This window comes from Trinickia sp. (assembly GCF_051953405.1).
In the GTDB taxonomy this organism is placed as follows: domain Bacteria; phylum Pseudomonadota; class Gammaproteobacteria; order Burkholderiales; family Burkholderiaceae; genus Trinickia.
Genome location: NZ_JBQCIV010000056.1, coordinates 1 through 17,283, shown reverse-complemented (window position 1 = coordinate 17,283; position 17,283 = coordinate 1). Strand labels below are relative to the sequence as shown.

Below are 17,283 nucleotides of genomic sequence, written 5' to 3'. Positions count from 1 at the left end.
AATGCGGCTAAAGAGGTCGTCAGCCGCGCGCTGTCATTCTCCCGCGCCTCGCCGACACCGTTTAGCCGCCCCTGTCAGAAGGCGGAATACATGGAATCGATCGGCATCGTCGCTCCACAACGTATGCACTTCCCCGAGCCGCTCGCATTGAGCAGCGGCGCATCGCTGGCCGGTTACGACCTCATGGTCGAAACGTACGGCACGCTCAATGCCGCGCGCTCGAACGCGGTGCTCGTTTGCCATGCACTGAACGCCTCGCATCATGTAGCCGGTGTGTACGCCGACGAGCCGAAGAACGTCGGCTGGTGGGACAACATGGTCGGGCCCGGTAAGCCGCTCGATACCAATCGGTTTTTCGTCATCGGCGTCAACAATCTCGGCTCGTGCTTCGGCTCGACGGGCCCGATGAGCCTCGATCCCGCCACGGGCCAACCCTACGGCGCACGCTTTCCGGTCGTGACGGTGGAAGATTGGGTGCATACGCAGGCGCGCGTGGCCGATGCCTTCGGCATCGAACGGTTCGCCGCCGTCATGGGCGGTAGCCTCGGCGGCATGCAGGCGCTTGCTTGGAGCCTCATGTATCCGGACCGCGTCGGCCATTGCGTTATCGTCGCGTCCACCCCGAAGCTCTCCGCGCAAAACATCGCATTCAACGAAGTGGCACGTTCGGCCATCCTGTCCGACCCCGACTTTCACGGCGGCGATTATTATGCGCACGGCGTGAAGCCGCGGCGCGGCCTGCGCGTCGCCCGCATGATCGGCCACATCACGTATCTGTCCGACGACGACATGGCCACCAAGTTCGGACGCGCGCTGCGCCGCCCGGCAGACGGGGCCGACGACGACTACCGCTTCAGCTTCGACGTCGAGTTCGAGGTCGAATCGTACCTGCGCTATCAGGGCGACAAGTTCGCCGACTACTTCGACGCGAACACGTATTTGCTGATCACGCGCGCGCTCGATTACTTCGATCCGGCCAAGGCGTTCGACGGCGATCTCACGGCGGCGCTCGCGCATACGCGCGCCCAGTATCTCGTGGCCAGCTTCACGACCGACTGGCGTTTCGCCCCCACCCGCTCGCGCGAGCTGGTCAAGGCGCTGCTCGATCACAAACGGCGTGTCACGTACGCCGAAATCGACGCGCCGCACGGCCACGACGCGTTCTTGCTCGACGACGCGCGCTACCACAACGTCGTGCGCGCCTATTACGAACGGATTGCCGAGGAGGTTCGCGCATGAATCAGGCCGCCATCGATTTCCTTACGGCGCGAGCCGATTTCCGGGCGATCGCGCGTTGGGTCGAACCGAACGCGACCGTTCTCGATCTGGGCTGCGGCGACGGCAGCCTGCTCGCTCTGTTGTCCGAAGAACTCGGCGTGACCGGCTACGGCATCGAGATCAACGATGCGGGCGTGCTCGCCTGCGTGAAGCAAGGCGTGAACGTCATTCAACAAAATCTCGAGGACGGCCTGCGCCTATTCGAAGATGCGAGCTTCGATTTCGCGATCCTCTCGCAGACGTTGCAGACCATCCATCAAACGGCGGCGATCCTGCGCGAAACGGTCAGGGTGGGCAAGGAGTGCATCGTTTCGTTCCCGAACTTCGGCTACTGGCCGCACCGGCTATCGGTGCTGCAAGGGCGCATGCCCGTCTCGAAATCGCTGCCCTACCAGTGGCACAACACCCCGAACGTCCGCGTGCTGACGATTCGGGACTTCGAAGCGCTGGCACCCGAAGTCGGCATCGAAATCCTCGACCGCGTCGCGCTGCATGGCGGACGCGCGGTCCGTTGGGGAGCGAACTGGCGTGGTAGTCTTGCGGTCTATCGCGTGAGACGCGGCCCGAACGGGGTCGCGCCTCGTTGAACGCGCCGCGTCGAAAGAGGCCGACCATCAAACGAGACATCCCGCCCCCGCCGCACGAAAGCGCCGCCTTGAGCGCTCACGAGGCGCACCCTGGCTGGCGTGCGTTCCTGAACCGGCACATGCTCATCTGCGTCTTCCTGGGCTTCACCTCGGGATTGCCGCTGTTTACGCTCGTCTACCTCGTGCAGGCCTGGTTGCGCTCCGAAGGCGTCAATCTCAAAGAGATCGGCCTGTTTGCGCTGATCCAATTTCCGTATACGTGGAAATTCGTCTGGGCGCCGCTCATGGATCGCTACGTCCCGAGGCTCCCGTTCTGGCGCCCCGGGCGCCGTCGCGGCTGGATGCTCGCCACGCAGTTGCTCGTGGCCGGCGCGATCGCCTCGCTCGGCTTCGTCTCTCCGCGCGAAGCAATCTGGACCGTCGCCGCGTTGACGGCACTCGTCGCGTTTTTCGGCGCGAGCCAAGACATCGTCATCGATGCCTACCGACGCGAGTTGCTTGCGGATACCGAGCAAGGGCTCGGCAACGCCGTGCACGTGAATGCGTATAAGGTCGCCGCGCTCGTCCCGGGCTCGCTCTCGCTGATTCTCTCCGATCACCTGCCGTGGACGGCCGTGTTCGCCGTGACGGCGGTCTTCATGCTGCCGGGCATGGTGCTGACGCTCGTCGTGAGCGAGCCGCAAATGCACGGTGCGCCGCCGAAGAATCTGCGCGAAGCCCTCGTTTTGCCGCTCGCCGAATTCGTTTCGCGCGACGGGCTTGCCGCTGCTGTGCTCGTCCTCTCGTTCATCTTCCTCTACAAGCTCGGCGATACGATGGCCACCACGCTGTCGACGTCGTTCTTCCTCGATCTGGGCTTCGACAAGACGCAGATCGGCGTGATCGCGAAAACGACCGCGTTCTGGGCGAGCCTCGCGGGCGGGATTGTCGGCGGCGCCTGGCTCGTGAAGATCGGCATCGCGCGCGGGCTGTGGATCTTCGGCTTCGTGCAGATCTTGTCCACGCTCGGCTTCGCGTGGCTCGCGAAGATCGGTCCGTCGCCCGCCGCACTCGCGCTGATCTACGGGTTCGAGACCTTCGCCACGGGCCTCACCCTCGCGGCTTTCACGGCTTATATCGCGAGCACCACCGATCCGCGCTACACCGCCACCCAATTCGCGTTGTTCACGAGCCTGGCCTCGGTACCGCGCACGCTAGCCTCGGCCGCAAGCGGCTTTGTCGTCGCCAAGATCGGCTGGTTCGATTACTTTCTCGTTTGCGCCGCACTGGCGGCGCCCGGCATGGTGCTGTTGCCGAGGATCGCCCCGTGGCGTCAACGCAACTAGCGGCCCAAGCTCGCGTGCCGCGCCCGATGATGTTCGCCTTCGCGCTAGCGCTCGTCTGGCGGGCGGCACTCGTGCCCGCCTCGGCGGCAGGCGCAGGTGTCGGCGCGCCGCCCGCGCTCGCGGCGTCGACCGTCGTCGCCGAGCCAGGCCCTCGCGTACCGATCCGGATCGGTGAACCGCATCTATTCCGCAACCCTGTGGCGCCGCCTGTCGTCGAAGCGCAGTCGATCGCCGAATACGGCCGGCTCATGGACGCCGCCCGCCGCGAAGGCCGCTTGCTCCCGGCCGACGATACGCGCGTGCGGCGGTTCCAAACGCTAATCGACAAGCTCGCGCCGCTCGCGGCGAAATGGAGCGACCGCGCCAAGAATTGGCAATGGGAAGTCAACATCGTGCGCTCGCGCGACGTGCGCATGGTCAGCTTTCCCGGCGGCAAGCTCGTCGTCTATAGCGGGCTGCTCGATCGCATGAATCTCACCGAGGACGAACTCGCGATGCTGACCGGCCACGAGATGGCGCATGCGCTGCGCGAGCAAGTTCGCGAACAGCTTGGCGAGCAGCAGGTCCCGCTCGGCGCGGTGGCGCTGTCAAGGCTGTTCGGGGTTGCCGAATTCGGCGAAGCGTCGGCGCCGGCCCCCGCCGCCCCGCTCGCCAAGTTCGAGTTCGACGCGACGGACGAAACGGAAGCCGACGTGATCGGCACCGACATCGCCGCGCGTGCCGGCTTCGATCCGCGCGCCGCGCTCACGCTTTGGGACAAGCTCGCCATCGCCGCGCGCGGCGAGAAAGACGGCGGCTTCATCGCCATCCATCCCTACAGCGCCGAGCGACGGCACGACCTCGTCAAGCGCCTACCCGACATGCTCGCACTGTACGAGAAGGCCCGCGCGGTCGCGACTACGCCCGCGTCCGCATACAAGGCCAGCCCGCTCGACGCGGGGCGCTCGACACGGCCCTGACCGCGGCGCGGCCGGGTACGCAAGTCCGCCGTCGCGAGTCCCGAATCCCGAGTTGCGTCGCGCAATCGGGGCAGCGTTCGGCATCGAGCCGCGGCCACCCCGATTGATCGAGTCGCCCAATCCGCATCGAAACGACCGCACCCGACTCAATCGATTTCGAATGGCACCGATTGGGTTAGAACTGCGTAATTCATTCATAAAACATCGATAACACGGCACTCGAGCTGAAATCGCGATTCGTTCGGTCTTATTTGAACGAATTACGACGATTGCCGGCAAGTTCTACATCACAATGCCTCTCACGCCCTCGCCAGTCGGTGCGGCGCCGATACGACCCAATGCGCAGCTACATTCGGTCCGAATAAATTCGATATAGCAGCATGCTCATCGTGCCATCGATCGCGAATTCGTGGCGGCGATGATTCATTCGCGTCTTCAATGCGAATTGCGGTCCGTTTTCATGACTTGATGACTACCGAGGATCATGATGAAGACTAAAATCACGCTCATTCAATCCATTCCCGTCCTACGCTCGCCGCGTCGCGGTGCGGCTGCCGCGCTCGTCGCGGCGGCGCTCGGGTGCCTGTTGCCGGCCGCGCTTTGCACCGCGGCGAATCGGCCGGCGGCGCGTGTCGATTTGCCGGCCGGCACGATCGAGGGTGTCCCGATCTCCGTCAACGACACCGCCTTGCTTTCGTTCAGGGGCATTCCGTACGCGGCGCCGCCCGTCGGCGAGCTTCGCTGGAAACCGCCGCAACCGCTGACGGCGTGGGCCGGCGTGCGCGACGCAAGCCAATTCGGCGCGCGCTGCATGCAGTTGGCCATATTTCGAATGGAATTCCGTTCGCGCACGATGAGCGAGGATTGCCTTTTTTTAAACGTATGGACGCCGTCGCTTTCGGCCGGCGAAAAACTGCCGGTGCTCGTTTACTTCTACGGAGGCGGCTTCGCGGCGGGCGACAGCTCCGAACCGCGCTACGACGGCGCAGCCCTAGCCTCGCGCGGCATGGTAACGGTCACGGTCAACTACCGGCTCGGCGTGTTCGGTTTCCTGGCGCTGCCGGAACTGGCGCGCGAATCTCCCCATGGCGCTGCCGGCAACTACGGGTTGCTCGATCAGTACGCGGCGTTGCGGTGGGTACGCGAGAACATCGCCAAGTTCGGCGGCGACCCCGATAAAGTGACGATCGGCGGCGAATCGGCCGGCTCCGTGGCCGTCAGCGCGCATATGGCCTCGCCGTTGTCGAAAGGACTCTTCGCGCGCGCGATCGGGCAAAGCGGCGCGGCGTTCGGCCCCCTCACGGTATGGTCGCGCGAAGACGCCGAGACGGCGGCGGGGGCGTTTGCACGGAGGATGAACGCGACATCGCTGAGCGCCTTGCGCGCGATGCCGGCACAGGCCATCTTGGACGGCACCGGCCCCAAAGATAAGCCGGACCATCTATTCTGGCCGTCCATCGACGGGCACTTCCTCACCCAGTCGCTCGAGCAGGCGTACGAGTCCGGCTCGCAGGCGCGCGTGCCGCTGCTCGTCGGCAGCAATTCGCACGAGGCGCCCCATACGATGATTCTCGACGCGCAGCCGCCAACGCCGCAAAACTGGCGGGCCGCGCTTAAGCGCATGTTCGGCCCCTATGCCACCGATGTCCTCGCGCTCTACCCCGGCAACGACGACGACGAAGTGCGCCGTTCGGCCACGTCGCTCGCCAGCGACATCTTCATCAGCCATGCCACGCGTCGCTGGGTGGATGCGCATCGGCAAACGGGCGGAACGCCCGTGTACTTCTATTACTACGCGCACAAGCGCCCGCAAAAACGCCATCCCGAGCCCGATCAGCTTCCCGAGGATGGCGCGGTGCACAGCGCGGAGATCAAATACGCGCTGGGCACGCTCGCCCTGTCGAATCGTTTCGTTTGGCGGCCGGAGGACCACGCCGTCTCGCGCATCTTTTCGGGCTACGTGGCGCAATTCGTGAAGACGGGGACGCCGAACGACGGCTCGCTGCCGCAATGGCCGGCTTCTCGCGAAGAGCGGGGTGGGCTGCTGCGCCAGCAGATCGCGGTGGATACAAAAACGATCACCGACCTCGACATGCCGCGGCACGCATTTCTACGCCGGTACTACGCCGAAAATCCGCTGGTGCCGGAGCACAGTCGCCGCTAGCCGCGGTTCGCACCGGCTGGGCACGCCGCCGCGGCCGCCTCGGTCACTTCAACGAGTGTCCGTAGTCGACCGTCAGCGGCGCGTGGTCGCTGAACTTGATGTCGCGGAAGATCGACGTGCTCTTCGCCGTTTCGGCGACACCGGCCGTCGCGATCTGATAGTCGATGCGCCACCCGACGTTCTTCGCATAAGCCTGGCCGCGGTTGCTCCACCACGTATATTGCTCGGCGCGCGTATCCAGCCGGCGGAACACGTCGACATAGCCCACCTCGTCGAACAGCTTCGTGAGCCAGGCGCGCTCCTCGGGCAGGCAACCCGAATTCTTCTGGTTGCTTTTCCAATTCTTGATATCGATCTCTTTGTGGACGATGTTCACGTCGCCGCAGACGATCACTTCGCGTTCCTTGCTCAGCGCGGCCAGATGCGGCATGAATTCGTCCATGAAGCGGAATTTGGCTTGTTGGCGCTCTTCGCCGCTCGAGCCGGACGGCACATACACCGAAACCACCGAGAGCTTGCCGAAACGCGCCTCGACGTAGCGCCCTTCGGGATCGAATTCCGCGCTGCCGAACCCGATGACGACGTCGTCCGGTTCGTGGCGCGTGTAAAGGCCCGCGCCGCTATAGCCCTTTTTCACGGCATGTTGAAAGTATCCGGTAAAGCCGTGCGGCGCCAGAAACTCGGGCGTCATGTCGTCTTGCGAGCATTTGACTTCTTGCACGCAGACGATGTCCGCGCGCTGTTCGCCAAACCACTCGAAGAAGCCTTTCTTAGCCGCCGAACGGATGCCGTTCAAGTTGGCTGTGATTACTCGCAGCATGGGTCGTCCTGGTTGTCGTGAATTTTGGTATGGAAAGGTCAGCCGGCGCGGCCATCTCTCATTTGATCGTGATGCCCTGCAGCGACGCTTTCGCGGGCGGGTATGCGAGATTCAACCCTTCGAACACGCGCAACAGCAACGCGGCCACCATCACGTTCCGATGCGATTTCGAATCGGCCGGGATCACATACCACGGCGCGCGCTCGGTCGACGTCGCGGCCAGCGCTTGTTCGTAAGCCGACTGATAGGCGTCCCAATGCTGGCGCGCCTCGAGATCGGCAAGATCGAACTTCCAATGCTTCGTGTCGTCGTCGATCCGTGCTTGCAGACGCTCGCGCTGTTCGTCCTTTGAGATGTGTAGGAAACATTTCAGGATAGCCGTGCCCGAATCGGCGAGCAGCGCTTCGAAATGCCGGATATGCGCGTATCGGCGTGCGAGTTCGGCGCCATGGATTTCGCCGCGGATGCGCGGCACGAGTACGTCCTCATAGTGGCTGCGGTTGAAGATCGTCAGCTCGCCCGCAGCGGGCGCCTGCCGGTGCACGCGCCAGAGAAAATCGTGCGCGGCTTCATCCACCGTCGGCACCCGGAAGGTGGCGATACGCAGGCCGAGCGGGTCGACCTCGTGAAAGACGGCGCGAATCGTGCCGTCCTTGCCGCTCGTGTCCATGCCTTGCAAGACGAGCAGCACGCGTTCGCGACGCTGAGCGTGCAAGCGCTCTTGCATCTCGTCGAGCTTGGCGGCGTAACCGGCTAGACGCTCGCGGTCGGCCAGCTTCGAACCGGCCGAGAAAGGCTTGGCGCCCGTGTCGAAATCGGCAAGCGAGAACGCCTTGCCGCCTTTGTCGCCGTCGTAAAACGGCACTCGATAGTCATCCAGTTGCGCGCGCTTGCCCATGCCCTCTCGTGCCTGCTAGTGCCTTCTTCGTTGTACCGGCTCTTGCTCGGGTTAGCCGGCCGGCGCTTGCTCGCGCTGGCCGGCTAGGGTCGTCGATCGCAGCAAGATTCGGGAAAGACTCAGGAAAGCTTCTTCTTGAGCAATTCGTTGACCTGCTGCGGATTGGCCTTGCCCTTCGTCGCTTTCATCGCTTGGCCGATCAGCGCGTTGAACGCCTTCTCCTTGCCGGCGCGGAATTCTTCGACCGATTTTTGGTTCGCGGCGAGGACTTCATCGATGATGGCCTCGAGCGCCCCGGTGTCCGAAATCTGCTTCAAGCCCTTGGCCTCGATGATGCGATCGGCCGCGCCTTCGTCCGTTGCCTTTTCGTCCCACATCGCGAGGAAGATTTCCTTGGCGATCTTGTTCGAAATCGTGCCGTCCGCGATCCGCTGCAAGACGAGGGCAAGCTGCGCGGCGGATACGGGACAAGCACCGATATCGAGGCCGTCGCGGTTCAGTTGCGACGACACTTCCCCCATCAGCCAGTTGGCGGCCGCCTTCGCTTGCGCCGGGCCCGTCTTCGCCACCACGGCTTCGAAGTAGCCCGCCATCGCCTTGCTCGCCGTCAACACCGTGGCATCGTAGGGCGTCAGGCCGTATTGCGCGACGAAGCGCTGCTGCATCGAAGCCGGCAACTCGGGCATCTCGCCTTTCACGCGCTCGATCCAGGCGGCGTCGATGACGAGCGGCATCAGATCGGGATCGGGGAAGTAGCGATAGTCGTGCGCGTCTTCCTTGCTGCGCATCGAACGCGTTTCGCGACGATCCGGATCGTACAGACGCGTTTCCTGCACCACGGTGCCGCCGTCTTCGATCAATTCGATCTGACGGCGCACTTCGTAATGGATCGCTTCTTCGAGAAAGCGGAACGAGTTCAAGTTCTTGATTTCGGCGCGCGTGCCGAATTCCTTCTGGCCGACGGGCCGCACGGACACGTTCGCGTCGCAGCGGAACGAGCCCTCCTGCATGTTGCCGTCGCAAATCCCTAGCCAGACGACGAGCGCGTGCAACGACTTCGCATAGGCCACGGCTTCCGCGGCGCTGCGCATCTCGGGCTCGGTGACGATCTCGAGCAGCGGCGTGCCCGCGCGGTTCAAGTCGATGCCCGTCATGCCCGCGAAATCTTCGTGCAGCGATTTGCCCGCGTCTTCCTCGAGGTGCGCGCGCGTCAGATTGATCGTCTTTTCATACGCGGCGGTGCCCGTCTTTTCGTTGGCGGGCACGGCAATCGTGATCGTGCCGCCTTGGACGACAGGGATCTCGTATTGGCTGATCTGATAGCCCTTCGGCAGATCCGGGTAGAAGTAATTCTTGCGGGCGAAGATGCTGCGCGGCGCGATCGTCGCGCCGATCGCCAGACCGAAGCGAATCGCGCGCTCGACGGCGCCGCGATTCATCACAGGCAACACGCCCGGCAAGGCCAGATCGACCACGCATGCTTGCGTGTTGGGCTCGGCGCCGAAGCGCGTCGACGCGCCCGAGAAAATTTTCGAGACGGTAGACAACTGCGCATGCGTCTCGAGACCGATGACGACTTCCCACTCCATGTTCATGCCTCCCGCGACGCCGCTTGCGGCGTGTGCGTGTGCCAATCCGTTACGCGCTGGAACGCATCGGCGATCTGCAGCATACGGGCTTCGTCGAAATAGTTGCCGATGATTTGCAGGCCGACCGGACGGCCCGCGTTCGCGCCCGTGCCGAAGCCGCACGGCACGCTCATGCCGGGCAGGCCGGCCAGACTGACCGAAAGCGTGTAGATGTCGGCCAGATACATCTGCACGGGGTCGTCGCCCTTGGCACCGATATCCCACGCCACCGAGGGCGCGACCGGGCCCATGATGAAATCGCAAGACTTGAAGGCTTCCTGAAAGTCCTGCGCGATGATGCGGCGGATCTTCTGAGCCTGCAGGTAGTAAGCGTCGTAGTAACCGTGCGACAGCACGTAGGTGCCGACCAGAATCCGACGCTTCACTTCGGGGCCGAACCCCTCGGCGCGCGACTTCTTGTACATGTCGAGCAGATCGCGGTACTCGCTTGCCCGGTGACCGTAGCGCACGCCGTCGAAGCGCGAAAGGTTCGACGAGGCTTCGGCGGGCGCAATGACGTAATACACGGGGATCGACAGTTCCGTTTTCGGCAGCGACACGGGCACGAGCGTCGCGCCGAGCGCCTCGTATTGCTTCAGGGCCGTATCGACCGCGGCGCGCACATCGGCGGCCAGGCCATCGCCGAAATATTCCTTGGGCAGGCCGATGCGCAGGCCGGCGAGCGGTTTGCCCGCGGGCGCGTCGGCCGCGAAGGCTTGCCCGAGCAAGCGCGTGTAATCTTCGTCGGGGCGTTGCAGGCTTGTCGAGTCACGCTCGTCGAAGCCGGCCATCGTGCCCAGCAGCAGCGCGCAATCGGCGGCGCTTTGCGCCATCGGGCCGCCTTGATCGAGCGAGGAGGCGAACGCAATCATCCCGTAGCGCGAAACGCGCCCGTAGGTCGGCTTGATCCCCGTCACGCCGGAGAACGACGCGGGTTGACGGATCGAGCCGCCGGTATCGGTGGCCGTCGCGGCCGGCGCGAGACGCGCGGCCACGGCGGCGGCCGAACCGCCCGACGAGCCGCCCGGCACGGCGCGCGTATCCCACGGGTTGCGCACGGCGCCGAACGCCGAGTTCTCGTTGGACGAACCCATCGCGAATTCGTCCATGTTCGTCTTGCCGAGCGTCACCATGCCGGCGCGCGCCAGGCGCTCGACGACGGTGGCGTCGAACGGGCTTTCGTAGCCTGCGAGCATTTTAGAGCCGGCCGTCGAATGCCAGCCGCGCGTAACGAACACATCCTTGTGCGCGACAGGCAACCCGGTAAGTGGGCCGCCCTCGCCGCGGGCGAGCCGCGCGTCGGCCTCGCGCGCTTGCGCGAGCGTGCGTTCGGGATCGACTTCGATGAAGGCGTTCAACGCGCGGGCCTCGTCGATCCGCTTCAGATACAGCTGCGCCAGTTCGACGGCGGACGTCGCACGGCTTGCGAGCGCGCTCGCAAGCTCGCTCAAACTTTTCTCGTACATGTCGGTTTCTTTCCGTAGAGCCTGGGACGGTTACTCGATCACCTTCGGGACCAGATAGAGCCCCTCTTGCACGGCGGGCGCGCAGCGCTGATTCGCGTCGCGATCGACCGCTTCGGTGACGGCGTCCTCGCGCAGACGCAGCGCAACCTCCTCGATCTGCTCGATCGGGTGCGCGAGCGGCGCGATACCGGCCGTATCCACGGCCTGCATCTGCTCGACGAGCCCGAAGAACTCGTTGAGCCGAGCGAGCGTATGTTCACCCTCGGCATCGGCCAATTCGAGCCGTGCGAGGTGGGCGATGCGTTTCACATCGGTCAAGGTCAAAGCCATGCGTTTCACCGGAAGCAAGGACTTAAGCGCAACGTGGCAAAAAACGGTGTTGCGCCAGGGGGTTAGGGCATCGGATCGTACCCTCTGCGAGGGGGCCGGGAACGGCAAAAAGGACCGCCCGTTTACTACAAATAGGTCGAAATTATAAGGTATCATTACGCGTTCGAACCAAACCCGGACCGGCCCCGCCTCAGGCCACTCGGCGCCTCAACAAGCCGCCGCCTCGCGTGCCGCGCCCTCCGGTCGAATTCATTGCAGCTTCGCGCTCGCGTGGCGGCGCTCGAACGGCAGCCGCTCAGAACCCGAAGCTTTTATTTTTTTCTGCCGCCGCGCGGCGCCATGACGGCGAAGCCCGGCCTCTCCCGCGAGACAGGATTTCATGTTCGGCTTTTTGCGCAGCTACTTCTCCAACGATCTGGCGATCGACCTCGGCACCGCCAACACCCTGATCTACATGCGCGGCAAAGGCATCGTCCTCGATGAGCCTTCCGTCGTGTCGATCCGTCAAGAAGGCGGCCCGAACGGGAAGAAAACCATTCAGGCAGTCGGCCGCGAGGCCAAGCAGATGCTCGGCAAGGTGCCGGGCAACATCGAGGCGATCCGTCCGATGAAAGACGGCGTCATTGCCGATTTCACGGTCACCGAGCAGATGATCAAGCAGTTCATCAAAACGGCCCACGAATCGCGCATGTTTTCGCCCTCGCCGCGCATCATCATCTGCGTGCCGTGCGGTTCGACGCAAGTCGAACGCCGCGCGATCAAGGAAGCGGCCCACGGCGCCGGCGCCTCGCAGGTCTACCTGATCGAAGAGCCGATGGCAGCCGCGATCGGCGCGGGCCTGCCGGTATCGGAAGCGACGGGCTCGATGGTCGTCGATATCGGCGGCGGCACCACCGAAGTCGGCGTGATCTCGCTCGGCGGGATCGTCTACAAGGGTTCGGTGCGCGTCGGCGGCGATAAGTTCGACGAAGCGATCGTGAACTACATCCGCCGCAACTACGGCATGCTGATCGGCGAACAAACGGCCGAAGCGATCAAAAAGGAAATCGGTTCGGCGTTCCCGGGCTCCGAAGACAAGGAAATGGAAGTCAAAGGGCGCAATCTGTCGGAAGGGATTCCGCGCAGCTTCACGATTTCGAGCAACGAAATCCTCGAAGCGCTGACCGATCCGCTCAATCAGATCGTGTCGTCGGTGAAAATCGCGCTCGAACAAACGCCGCCCGAACTGGGTGCGGATATCGCGGAACGCGGGATGATGCTGACGGGCGGCGGCGCATTGCTGCGCGATCTCGATCGGCTGCTCGCCGAGGAAACGGGTCTGCCCGTGCTCGTCGCCGAGGATCCGCTCACGTGCGTCGTGCGCGGCTCCGGCATGGCGCTCGAGCGGATGGACAAGCTCGGCAGCATCTTCTCCTACGAGTGACGTTGCCAGCGTGGTTGGCGCGCACCGCTCGCTCTTCCCGGATCGAGCGCTGATGCGCGCCGCTCAAGCTCCCGCCAACGTTCACGCTCTCGGCGTCGACCATGGAATACAGTCCGCCGCCTCTATTTAAGCAAGGCCCGTCCGCGCTCGCGCGGCTCATCTTCTTCGTCGTCCTCTCGCTGGTGCTCTTGGTTTCCGATGCACGCTTCAAGACGCTCGAAGTCGTGCGTGCCGTGCTCGATGCGGGGCTCTATCCGCTGCAGCGCGCGGCCCTCTTGCCGCGCGATCTCGTGCTCGGCGCGGCCCAATTCGCCGTGACGAGCAACACCCTGCGGCGCGAGAATCAAACGCTCGTCACCAAGAATCTCCAGCTTTCGCTGCAGGCCAATCAAGTCGCCACGCTCACGGCCGAAAACGCGCACCTGCGCGCGCTGCTGAACCTTTCGCGCAACGTCGCGACGCAATCGATTCCCGCCGACGTGCAATACGGTATGCGCGATCCGTTCACGCAGAAGGTCGTGATCGGGCGCGGCTCGCAGCAAGGCGTGCAGAACGGTTCGCCCGTGGTTAGCGAGGACGGCATGATCGGGCAGGTCACGCGCGTGTTCCCGATGCAGTCCGAGGTCACGCTGCTCACCGATAAGGATCAAGCCGTGCCCGTCGAGATCGTGCGCACGGGCTTGCGTAGCGTCGTCTACGGCACGGCGGCCGGCCACTCGCTCGAGTTGCGCTTCGTGCCGATCAGCGCCGATGTGGTGGCCGGCGACGAACTCGTCACGAGCGGGCTCGACGGCGTCTATCCGGAAGGGTTGCCCGTCGCCAAGGTCGTACGCGTCGACAAACAGGCCGACACAGCGTTCGCGCGCGTCGTCTGCGCGCCGGTGGCGGCCGTGTGCGGCGCCCGCGAGGTGCTCGTGCTCCACTATCAAAGCGATGTCCCGCCGCGCCCCGAAGCGCCGGAGCCCGCTTCGCAACCGAAGGGCAAGAAAGCCGCGAAGGGTGCGGAAAAGGCGGCCGATAAGGCAGCCGACAAAACGGCGAAGGCGGACGAAAAAGCCGGCCAATCCCAGTCCGACGGCAAACCGTCGACCGATAAAGGCGCGAGCAAGACGGCCACGCCGGAAGATGCGAAAGCCGGGAAGGCCGCACTAGGCGCCAAAGCCCATCGTGCGGTCGCGCCGCAAGCCGCTTCGGGAGCCCAGCGATGAATCGTCCGCAGTACATCCTGCTGCCGGTCAACCCCTACTTCATCGCGTTCAGCCTCGCTGCCGCGTTCTTGCTGAACCTCATGCCGTGGGGCCGGCTGATCGGCATACCCGACTTCGTCGCGCTCGTGGTGCTGTTCTGGAACGTGCACCAGCCGCGCAAGGTCGGCATGGGTATCGCGTTCTTCCTCGGGCTGCTGATGGATGTGCACGATGCAAGCTTGCTCGGCGAACATGCGCTCGCCTATACGCTGCTCTCGTACGGCGCCATCACGATCCACCGGCGCGTCCTATGGATGCCGCGCGGCTTGCAAGTGTTCGCGGTCGCGCCGCTGCTCGTGGTCGCGCAACTGGTGCCGTTCGTGATCCGGTTGCTCACGGGTGCCGCGTTCCCCGGCTGGGGCCAACTCGTGCACGGTTTCGTCGAAGCCGCATTGTGGCCGCTCGCCTGCTCGCTGCTGCTCATGCCGCAGCGCCGCCCGGCCGATCCCGACGATACGCGGCCCATTTGAGGGTCCAACTGAGGACGCGTTCCTGAGCGCGGCTTGCGCACAAGCATGACGGAATTCAAAAACACCCAGCAGCAGCTCTCGAAGTTCCGCTTCCGCGTGGCGGCGGCGGGCTTGTTCGTGCTCGTCTGCTTCGGGCTCTTGATCCTGCGCTTTCTGTTTCTGCAGGTCTGGCACTACAGCAAGTACTCGCTCGAAGCCGAGGAAAACCGGATCTCGGTTGCGCCGATCGTCCCCAACCGCGGCATCATCACCGACCGCAACGGCGTGGTGCTCGCCCGCAACTACTCGGCCTATACGCTCGAAATCACGCCGTCGAAACTGAGCGACACGCTCGACCACGTCATCGATCAACTCGCGACGGTGGTGACGATCGACGCGCGCGACCGCCGCCGCTTCAAGAAGCTGCTCGAAGATTCCAAGAACTTCGAAAGCCTGCCGATTCGCACGCGGCTCACCGACGAGGAAGTCGCACGTTTCACAGCGCAGCGTTTCCGCTTTCCCGGCGTCGATGTCCGCGCCCGGCTGTTTCGCCAATATCCGCTCGGCACCACGGCCGCGCACGTGATCGGCTATATCGGCCGGATTTCGCAGCGCGATCAAGCAAAGATCGACGCCGTCAGCGAACAAAACGACAGCGATCCCGATCACTACGATCCTCGTCTCGATGCCAACAACTACAAAGGCACCGACTACATCGGCAAGATCGGGGTCGAGCAAAGCTACGAGGCCGAGCTGCATGGCTTGACCGGTTTCGAGGAAGTGGAAGTCACGGCCGGCGGGCGCCCCGTGCGCACGCTATCGCGCACGCAGGCCACACCCGGCAACAATCTCGTGCTATCGCTCGACATCGGGCTGCAAGAGGTGGCCGAGCAAGCGTTCGCGGGCAAGCGCGGCGCGCTGGTCGCGATCGAGCCGTCGACGGGCGACGTCCTCGCCTTCGTGTCGGCGCCGAGCTTCGATCCCAATGCGTTCGTGGACGGCATCGATCAGCAAACGTGGGACGAACTGAACAACTCGCCCGATCACCCGCTGCTGAACCGGCCGCTGCACAGCGCCTACCCGCCCGGCTCGACCTATAAACCGTTCATGGCGCTCGCCGCGTTGACGCTGCACAAGCGCACGCCCGATTGGGGCTTTCACGATCCCGGCTTTTATCAGTTCGGCGGCCACACGTTCCGCAACGACGTCCCGCAAGGCCAGGGCTGGATCGACATGAACCGCGCGATCATGGTGTCGAACGACACCTACTTCTACATGCTCGCGCACGATCTGGGCGTCGATGCAATCGCAAAATTCATGAAACCTTGGGGCTTCGGGCAGCTCACCGGCATCGACATCGCCGGCGAATCGCGCGGCATCTTGCCGTCGACCGAATGGAAAAGGAAGGCGTACCGCAAGCCCGAGCAACAGCGTTGGTACGAAGGCGAGACGATCAGTCTCGGGATCGGCCAGGGCTACAACTCGTTCACGATGCTGCAGCTCGCGCACGCCACCGCGACGCTCGCCGATAACGGCATCATCATGCGGCCCCACCTCGTGAAGGAAATCGAAAATCCGATCACGCGCGATTTGCGGCTCACCGTGCCGCACGAGAGCGGCCGCATCGACGTGAGCCAAGCCGACATCGACGTCGTCAAGCGCGGCATGGAAGCCGTGACCAACAACCCCTCGGGCACGGGCTACGAAGTGTTCCGCAATACGCCGTATCTCGTGGCCGGCAAGACCGGGACGGCGCAGGTCTATTCGCTGCAAGGGGCGAAGTATCACGGCGGCTCCATTCCCGAACGCTTGCGCGACCACTCGCTGTTCATTGCATTCGCACCCGCCGACAAGCCGACGATCGCCGTCGCCTGTATCGTCGAAAACGGCGGCTGGGGCGCGAGCGTCGCGGGTCCGATCGTGCGTCGCGTGCTCGATTATTACCTGCTCCAGCGAAACAAGCCCGGCGTGCTGCAAGCCGCCGTCGCTCAAGCGGCTTCGGCCACGCAGGCAATCGCCGGGCCCGTCATCGGCGCATCCGACACCGAGGGCGATAATGCGACGCCCGTCAAAGTCGCGGCGGGGTTCAAGGCGCTGCCGGTGCCTGTCGTGCCGACTCAAGCGCCGCACGACGCGTCGGCGCCGCTGATCGCGTCCGATGTCGTCGCCGCCTCGCAATCGGCCGCGGCGTCGAGCGCGCCGCCCGCGGCAGTCGGGTCGAGTTCGCCCTTCGTCGCCCCGTCGGCAAAGGCCGCGGCGTCCATGGCCCGCGCGGCCTCGGCCCCCGTCGCCAGCCCGACGGCCTCGGGGCCGCAGATTTCCGCGGTAGCGGCGATGCGCCGTTTGCGCAATGGCGCGGCATCGGGCACCGCGCCCATACCGCGCAAGCGACGCCCGCCGCCCGAGCACGCCGCCAGCGCGACGCTGGCCGTACCGCGTCAAGGCGGCGCAGACGCGGCCGCGTCCGCCGCAGCCACGCCGGATGCGTCCGGCACCAACGAATGACGGAGAGAGGCATGCCTATCGACAAGCGCGCCTGGCTCGAACGCTTCAAGAAGATGTTCGTCGGTTTCGATCGTCCGCTCGCACTGACGGTGTTTCTGCTGTTGTGCGTCGGTATCGTCACGCTGTACAGCGCAAGCATCGACGTGCCTGGACGGGTCGAGGACCAACTCCGCAACATCATGCTGACGTTCGTGCTGATGTGGG

At 64.4% G+C, this 17,283-nt stretch carries 14 protein-coding genes and 1 pseudogene; 10 read left to right on the top strand and 5 right to left on the bottom strand.

Translation table 11 applies throughout. The features are described 5' to 3' along the window. The first annotated feature begins 90 nt into the window (after positions 1–90). From metX to ACTHN9_RS09195, 5 genes are all read left to right on the top strand, one after another. A complete protein-coding gene (metX, locus tag ACTHN9_RS09215) occupies positions 91–1,239 on the top strand; it encodes a homoserine O-succinyltransferase MetX (protein WP_440536453.1) in 1,149 nt (382 codons plus the stop codon). Next, entirely contained in the window at positions 1,236–1,865 is a 630-nt protein-coding gene (gene metW, locus ACTHN9_RS09210) for a methionine biosynthesis protein MetW (protein WP_440536452.1), read from the top strand. The genes metX and metW overlap by 4 nt, the downstream gene beginning before the upstream one ends. Positions 1,866–1,903: 38 nt before the next feature. Beyond that, the gene (locus tag ACTHN9_RS09205) at positions 1,904–3,190 is read left to right on the top strand and encodes an AmpG family muropeptide MFS transporter (protein WP_440536465.1); all 1,287 of its coding nucleotides are present in this window, start codon (positions 1,904–1,906) and stop codon (positions 3,188–3,190) included. Further along, positions 3,172–4,149 (top strand): M48 family metallopeptidase, encoded by a 978-nt coding sequence (locus ACTHN9_RS09200; RefSeq protein ID WP_440536451.1) that lies wholly within the window; start codon positions 3,172–3,174, stop codon positions 4,147–4,149. Before ACTHN9_RS09205 ends, ACTHN9_RS09200 begins: the two co-directional genes overlap by 19 nt. Before the next feature lie 484 nt (positions 4,150–4,633). After that, complete coding sequence (locus ACTHN9_RS09195) at positions 4,634–6,313, top strand: carboxylesterase/lipase family protein (protein ID WP_440536450.1); 1,680 nt, start codon at positions 4,634–4,636, stop codon at positions 6,311–6,313. Between the two features lie 43 nt (positions 6,314–6,356). Here ACTHN9_RS09195 and ACTHN9_RS09190 read toward each other — a convergent pair whose 3' ends face one another. The 5 genes from ACTHN9_RS09190 to gatC all read right to left on the bottom strand — a co-directional run bounded on the left by ACTHN9_RS09190 (position 6,357) and on the right by gatC (position 11,455). Further along, entirely contained in the window at positions 6,357–7,133 is a 777-nt protein-coding gene (locus ACTHN9_RS09190) for an exodeoxyribonuclease III (RefSeq protein WP_440536449.1), read from the bottom strand. Positions 7,134–7,191: 58 nt separating this feature from the next. After that, positions 7,192–8,031 (bottom strand): PPK2 family polyphosphate kinase, encoded by an 840-nt coding sequence (locus ACTHN9_RS09185; RefSeq protein WP_440536448.1) that lies wholly within the window; start codon positions 8,029–8,031, stop codon positions 7,192–7,194. 119 nt (positions 8,032–8,150) lie between these two features. After that, the gene (gatB, locus tag ACTHN9_RS09180) at positions 8,151–9,626 is read right to left on the bottom strand and encodes an Asp-tRNA(Asn)/Glu-tRNA(Gln) amidotransferase subunit GatB (RefSeq protein ID WP_440536447.1); all 1,476 of its coding nucleotides are present in this window, start codon (positions 9,624–9,626) and stop codon (positions 8,151–8,153) included. Then, the gene (gene gatA, locus ACTHN9_RS09175; RefSeq protein WP_440536446.1) at positions 9,623–11,125 is read right to left on the bottom strand and encodes an Asp-tRNA(Asn)/Glu-tRNA(Gln) amidotransferase subunit GatA; all 1,503 of its coding nucleotides are present in this window, start codon (positions 11,123–11,125) and stop codon (positions 9,623–9,625) included. Before gatA ends, gatB begins: the two co-directional genes overlap by 4 nt. 30 nt (positions 11,126–11,155) lie before the next feature. Further along, complete coding sequence (gene gatC / locus ACTHN9_RS09170) at positions 11,156–11,455, bottom strand: Asp-tRNA(Asn)/Glu-tRNA(Gln) amidotransferase subunit GatC (RefSeq protein ID WP_440536445.1); 300 nt, start codon at positions 11,453–11,455, stop codon at positions 11,156–11,158. Positions 11,456–11,834: 379 nt separating this feature from the next. On the opposite strand from gatC, the gene ACTHN9_RS09165 reads away from it, so the two are divergent. From ACTHN9_RS09165 to ACTHN9_RS09145, 5 genes and pseudogenes are all read left to right on the top strand, one after another. Further along, a complete protein-coding gene (locus ACTHN9_RS09165; RefSeq protein WP_440536444.1) occupies positions 11,835–12,878 on the top strand; it encodes a rod shape-determining protein in 1,044 nt (347 codons plus the stop codon). 101 nt (positions 12,879–12,979) lie between these two features. Further along, positions 12,980–14,086 carry a rod shape-determining protein MreC gene (gene mreC, locus ACTHN9_RS09160; protein WP_440536443.1) on the top strand — a complete coding sequence of 369 codons (1,107 nt, stop codon included), beginning with the start codon at positions 12,980–12,982 and terminating at the stop codon, positions 14,084–14,086. After that, complete coding sequence (gene mreD / locus ACTHN9_RS09155; protein ID WP_440536442.1) at positions 14,083–14,595, top strand: rod shape-determining protein MreD; 513 nt, start codon at positions 14,083–14,085, stop codon at positions 14,593–14,595. Before mreC ends, mreD begins: the two co-directional genes overlap by 4 nt. Positions 14,596–14,640: 45 nt before the next feature. Then, a complete protein-coding gene (mrdA, locus tag ACTHN9_RS09150; RefSeq protein ID WP_440536441.1) occupies positions 14,641–17,079 on the top strand; it encodes a penicillin-binding protein 2 in 2,439 nt (812 codons plus the stop codon). A gap of 11 nt (positions 17,080–17,090) precedes the next feature. Continuing rightward, a pseudogene (locus ACTHN9_RS09145) lies at positions 17,091–17,283 on the top strand (rod shape-determining protein RodA); the annotation flags it as partial.